General features: G+C 70.9%; 5 protein-coding genes and 1 pseudogene. 2 read left to right on the top strand and 4 right to left on the bottom strand.

Going from position 1 to position 5,645, the window contains the following annotated elements; all coding sequences use genetic code 11:
* The 4 genes and pseudogenes from HUV01_RS11155 to thiD form a co-directional block, all read right to left on the bottom strand.
* Nucleotides 1–198 (bottom strand): annotated as a pseudogene (locus tag HUV01_RS11155) (hypothetical protein); the annotation flags it as partial.
* 634 nt (nt 199–832) lie between these two features.
* Nucleotides 833–1,963 carry a site-specific DNA-methyltransferase gene (locus HUV01_RS11150; protein WP_174298326.1) on the bottom strand — a complete coding sequence of 377 codons (1,131 nt, stop codon included), beginning with the start codon at nt 1,961–1,963 and terminating at the stop codon, nt 833–835.
* A 199-nt stretch (nt 1,964–2,162) separates the two neighbouring features.
* Nucleotides 2,163–2,777: a ribonuclease HII gene (locus HUV01_RS11145; RefSeq protein ID WP_174298325.1), complete on the bottom strand. Its 615-nt coding sequence runs from the start codon at nt 2,775–2,777 to the stop codon at nt 2,163–2,165.
* Nucleotides 2,777–3,685 (bottom strand): bifunctional hydroxymethylpyrimidine kinase/phosphomethylpyrimidine kinase, encoded by a 909-nt coding sequence (gene thiD / locus HUV01_RS11140; RefSeq protein ID WP_174298324.1) that lies wholly within the window; start codon nt 3,683–3,685, stop codon nt 2,777–2,779. Before thiD ends, HUV01_RS11145 begins: the two co-directional genes overlap by 1 nt.
* Nucleotides 3,686–3,841: 156 nt before the next feature.
* On the opposite strand from thiD, the gene HUV01_RS11135 reads away from it, so the two are divergent.
* Both HUV01_RS11135 and HUV01_RS11130 read left to right on the top strand, forming a co-directional pair.
* Nucleotides 3,842–4,474, top strand: coding sequence for a LolA family protein (locus tag HUV01_RS11135; RefSeq protein ID WP_174298323.1), 633 nt, complete (start codon nt 3,842–3,844; stop codon nt 4,472–4,474).
* A 319-nt stretch (nt 4,475–4,793) separates the two neighbouring features.
* Nucleotides 4,794–5,576, top strand: coding sequence for an exodeoxyribonuclease III (locus tag HUV01_RS11130; protein WP_174298322.1), 783 nt, complete (start codon nt 4,794–4,796; stop codon nt 5,574–5,576).
* The last annotated feature ends 69 nt before the right edge of the window (nt 5,577–5,645 follow it).

Below are 5,645 nucleotides of genomic sequence, written 5' to 3'. Positions count from 1 at the left end.
GTGCCGCGCCAGCCGCTCGCCGTCGGCCGCGCGGGCGAGCCAGCCATCGATGTCCGCGACCGCGACGCTCTCGCGCCAGCGCCCGCCGTCGAGCACGTCATAGGCGGCGAACCACTGCATCGACCCCGCCAGCCGCGCGACGCTCCCGTCCGGGCGATCGACGGGAGAGGCGACGAACTGGCTGGGACGAAGGTGCACGGCCCGCTACCGGCCGGTTCGGCCGGCGGCGGGGCCGCGCGAGCCGGCGAGGCTGGCACCACATCGTCGCGGGACCCGCCCTCCGCCCTTGGCAGAGGGACCGAGCACAGGACGGGAGCGGACGGGCGGAAGCGACATGGCCGGATGCGTCGCCCGCCTGCTCCCGTATTGCAAGCGCCGCGGAGCCGTCGTCCGGTTCTCCTGCTTGGAAGGGGATGGATGCCCGCCCCGGCCCATCCATGCCGCCACGCGCTCCATGGGGGCAGACCAACCCCTTCCAGGCAGGAGAATGAAGCAGCCATGACAGTGCGCGGAAGGGACCGCCATTCCTCCCCCGGAGGGAGAGGGGGACCGTTGCGCAGCAACGGTGGAGGGGTAGCTTGCCCGGAGGAACAAGTGGCATGCTTTAGGTGCCCGCGACCGCGGCGCTGAACGACCCGGAAACCAGGGTCAGCCACATCGTCGCGGCGGCGGCGCGCGGGGCAGCCTACCCCTCCGTCCCGCTGCGCGGGCCACCTCCCCCTCCGGGGAAGGAGTGAGGGAAGTCCTCCCCCGGAGGGGAGGGGGACCGTCGCGCAGCGATGGTGGAGGGGTAGGTCGCCCGGAGGGAATACGTCGGCGCGAGCCGCTGCCGCTATGCCCGCGTCGCCAGCAGGTACGTCTGGCGCAGCGTGTCGATCGGCTGGAGCCTGCCCTCCACCTCGACGTGCCAGAACGTCCAGCCGTTGCACGCCGCCGCGCCCTGAAGCTCGGAGCCGAGCTTGTGGATCGATCCGGTCGCGCCGCACGCGCTCAGCAGGCTGCCGTCCACGCGCACGGTCGCACGGAACCGGCGTCTGACGTCCACCAGTTCCGCCCCCGGCGCGAGCATGCCCGTCTCCACCAACGTGCCGAATGCCACCTTGGGGCGCTGGCGCGGGCTCATCATCGTCCGCAGCGCAGCCTCGTCGAGCGGCAGCGCGGCGTCGATGCGGGCGCGGGCGGCGGCGCAATAGCCCTCGTCGCGCTCGACGCCGATCCAGCGCCGGCCCAGCCTGGTCGCGACCGCCCCCGTCGTGCCGGTCCCGAAGAATGGGTCGAGCACCACGTCGCCGGGCCGGGTGCTCGCCAGCAGCACCCGGTACAGCAGCGCCTCGGGCTTCTGCGTCGGGTGTACCTTGACGCCGCCCTCGCGCAGCCGCTCCGGCCCGCCGCAGATCGGGAACTCCCAGTCGGACCGCATCTGCAGTTCGTCGTTCAGCGTCTTCATGCTGCGATAGTTGAACGTGTAGCGCGCATCCTCGCTCTTGGCGGCCCAGATCAGCGTCTCGTGCGCGTTGGTGAAGCGGGTGCCGCGGAAATTGGGCATCGGATTGGCCTTGCGCCAGACGATGTCGTTGAGGATCCAGTAGCCCAGGTCCTGCACGGCGGCGCCGACGCGGAAGATGTTGTGATAGCTGCCGATGACCCAGATCGTGCCATCGTCCTTCAGCACGCGGCGCGCCTCGACCAGCCAACATCTCGTGAAGGCGTCATAGGCGGCGAAGCTGTCGAACCGGTCCCAGTCGTCGGTCACCGCGTCGACATGACTGCCGTCGGGACGGAACAGCTCGCCACCCAGTTGCAGGTTGTAGGGAGGGTCGGCGAATATGCAGTCGACGCTTCGCGCCGGCAGCGCCCGCATCGCGGCGATGCAGTCGTCGCGCAGGATCGTGTCGAGCGGCAACGCCGCCGTTCCGGCATCGGCCGTGGCCGTGGCCGTGGCCGTGGTCTCCGCCAAGACCATCGTCCGCTCTCGCGTTCCTACCCCCATCGCCCGTCCCCCATGGCACGATCCTGCGGACCGGCGGCCGATCGTCAAGCTTAATATGGTTAAGTGAAAGGCTTGCAGGTCCGTCCATCGGCGACGGCTCGTGGCCATGCGGCCAGATGTTGCGGCACTGTCCGATGCCGGACCCAATCCCTAGCGGTGTGACTCGGACGCCTCACGACGGCGGCGAACCGCCGGCGCGCGCGACGGGAGCGAAGCTGCGGCGGTGGAGCGGGCATGGGCCATGGTCGCGCAACGCGGCGAGGTGCGCGGGGGCGGCATAGCCCTTGTTCGCGTGCCAGTCGTACCGCGGATAGGCTCGGGCGTGTTCCAGCATGATCGCGTCGCGCGTGTGCTTGGCCACCACCGACGCGGCGGCGATCGACAGCGAGTGCGCGTCGCCGCCCACGATCGCGGTCGCGGCATGGCTCCAGCGCGGCAGCCGGTTGCCGTCGACCAGGACATGCGCGGGCGCCTGTCCCCCGTCCGCGGACAGCGCCTCCACCGCCAGCGTCATCGCCTTCATCGTCGCCCAGTGGATGTTGAGCAGGTCGATCTCGTCCGCCTCAACGATGCCGATCCCCACGCGCGCCCGGACGTGGAGCAGGCCGCACAGGCGCTCGCGCTCGGCGGGCGCCAGCTTCTTGGAATCATCGATCCCGCGCGGCACACCGCGCGGCGGCAGGATGACGGCGGCGGCGACCACGGGTCCCGCGAGCGGGCCGCGCCCGGCCTCGTCAACGCCGGCGACGGGGGTGGGGTACAGCCTTTCGTGGCGGAGGTGGGGCATCAGACCCGCCGCGCCGCAAAGGCCTGTGCGTCCCATCCGACCGGATCGCGTGCCGTCAACAGGTCGTAAAAAGGCACGCGTCCTAGCGAATGGCTCATGGGACCATGCCCTTCGCCCAGTCCCGGTGCGGCGGCAAGCGCGGCCTGGACGAACGCAACCGCCCGGTCTGTCGCGTCAGCGAGCGGCATTCTGGCGCCGAGGCCGGTCGCGATCGCGCTCGCCAGCGTGCAACCCGTACCGTGCGTGTGGCGTGTGGCGATCCGGGGGTGAGTCCACACTGTCTCGCCCGAAACGTCGACCAGCCGATCCTCGATCGTATCGCTCTCTCCGTGGCCGCCTTTCACCAGCAGCGCGCGGCCGAGGCCCCGCACCCGATCCTCGCCACCCAGCGCCACCAGTTCGGGCAGGTTTGGCGTCGTGACGTCGGCGAGCGCGATCAGCCGCTCGAACGCGGCGACCGTATCCGCGTCCGCGAGCGCCGCGCCGCTGGTGGCGACCATCACGGGATCGAAGACGACTGGGAAGCCTCTGTCGTCATTCCCGCGAAAGCGGGGACCCATCTCGCAGGTGTCGTACGCGTCCGCCTTGCCGGAGCCGGGCTCCCGCTTTCGCGGGGGTGACTGGGAAGCAAGCCAGTCCGCCACCGCGTGTGCCGTCCGCGCCGAGCCCAGCATCCCGATCTTCACCGCGTCCACGCCGATATCGTCCACGCAGGCGGCGACCTGCGCCATCACCATGTCGGTGGGCACCGGCATCGCGGCCTGCACGCCCAGCGTGTTCTGCGCGGTGATCGCCGTCACCGCTGTCATCGCGTGGCCGCCGAGCATGGTGACGGTCTTGATGTCGGCCTGGATCCCCGCTCCCCCGCCCGAGTCGGAGCCGGCGATGATGAGGATGCGGGGCGTCATGCGGGGCGCCCTGCGCGCGGCGGGCTGCGTGGGCAAGCCGGAACGGACCCGCGCTCGCCACGTCTCGCACGACGCCCGTGCGGCACCTCCTGCGTTGACACCATGCGCCGCAGCGGGTTCACCGCCGGTTCAATGCTCCCCGGCCACGAGGCGACGATGATCCGATCCTTTTTCGTCCCGCTGCTGGCGTTCTCGCCGCTTCTCGCCGGTCCCGCGTTCGCGACGGCGCCGGTCGCCGCGGCGCCCGTGACCGGCGACCTCGCGCTCGTGCAGCAGCATCTGCGCGCGCTTGACAGCATGACGGCGGCGTTCGTCCAGACCGATCGGATGGGCAAGGTGCTGACCGGCACGCTGACGCTCAAGAAGCCGGGCCGCATCCGCTTCCAGTACCAGCAGGGCGTGCCGATCCTGATCGTCGCGGAAGGCGGCGCGCTGACCTTCGTCGACTATTCGGTGAAGCAGGTGCAGCGTTGGCCGGTGAAGAACTCGCCGCTCGCGGTGCTGCTCGATCCCGACCGCGATATCGCCCGCTATGCGCATGTCGCGGACGGCGGCGATCCGCGCGCGATCTCCGTCGAGGCGGCGGACCCGAAACATCCCGAGTACGGCCGCATCACGCTGATCTTCACGCGCGAGGCCGCCGCGCCCGCGGGGCTGGCGCTGGAGGGGTGGGTGATGCTCGACAGCCAGGGCAACCGCACGACCGTCCGCCTGTCGGACCAGCGGTTCAACGTCGCGATCCCCGCCAACAGTTTCGCCTGGACCGACCCGCGACCCAGGGGTCGCTGACGGCGGTGGACCGTCCCCGCGCCTGCATCCCGATGAAGATATTGCCATTCACCTTCGCGACAGGTTCCCCCGCCTAGGGCGATCGGGCGGTCGCGGAGCCGCCCGGGATTTCCCCCCTGTTACCCGGAGGTTTCGCGATTCGCCTGCGTGACGAACGCTGAGTCGGCCCTCGTTCCATGCCCCCGGAGCGAGGGCCTTTTCGCGCCCGGCGTGCCAAGGCTCCAGCCGACGGCGCGGCTTCGCCCGAAGATCCGGGCGTGCGCAGGGATGGCGGGTCCAAGGGGGTGACGCCCCCCGCCCCACCCCCTAGATCGCGTCCGTGAAGATCGCCTCCTGGAATATCAATTCGGTGCGGTTCCGCATCGCCATCGTCGAACGCTTCCTGCGGGAGGCCGCGCCCGATGTGCTGTGCCTTCAGGAGACGAAGGTGGTCGACGCGGACTTCCCCGTCGATGCCTTTCGCGCGCTCGGCTACGACCATGTCGTGCTCCACGGCCAGCCGATGCACCACGGCGTCGCGATCGTCAGCCGCGTCCCCGTCGAGGCGGACGACCGGCTGGACTGGCAGGCCAACAGCGAGGCGCGGCATCTGGGCGTGCGGCTGGCGAACGGCGTGCGGCTGGAGAACGTGTACGTGCCCGCCGGCGGCGACCTGCCCGATCGCGACGCGAACCCCAAGTTTGGGCAGAAGCTGGACTTCCTCGAACGCATGACCCGCTGGTCCGAAACGCTCGGGGGACCGACGCTGCTGGTCGGCGACCTCAACATCGCGCCGCTGCCGTCTGACGTGTGGGGGCACAGGCAGCTGCTCGGCACCGTCAGCCATACGCCGGTCGAGGTGGAGACGCTCGCCCGGTTGCAGGCGGCGGGCGACTGGGTGGATCTCGGCCGGCATTTCCACCCGGCTCCCAAACGGCTTCACAGCTGGTGGAGCTATCGCGCGAAGGACTGGGCGGCGTCGGATCGCGGGCGGCGGCTCGACCACCAGTGGGCGACCCGCGACCTGGCGGCGACCGCGCTGTCGCATCGCGTGTTCGAGGATTGCCGCGGCTGGGAAAAGCCCAGCGACCATGTGCCGCTGATGACCGAGTTCGCCTGGTGAGCGAGCATGGCGCCGGGGGGAACGGCGGGCCGGCGCGGGCGACCGCGCGCGCGGTCGACGCGCTGCGGC

The sequence above is a fragment of the Sphingomonas bacterium genome (genome assembly GCF_903643035.1).
Lineage (GTDB): Bacteria > Pseudomonadota > Alphaproteobacteria > Sphingomonadales > Sphingomonadaceae > Sphingomonas.
The sequence above is the reverse complement of the archived record's forward strand: the minus strand, read 5'-3'. Positions and strand labels throughout refer to the sequence as shown.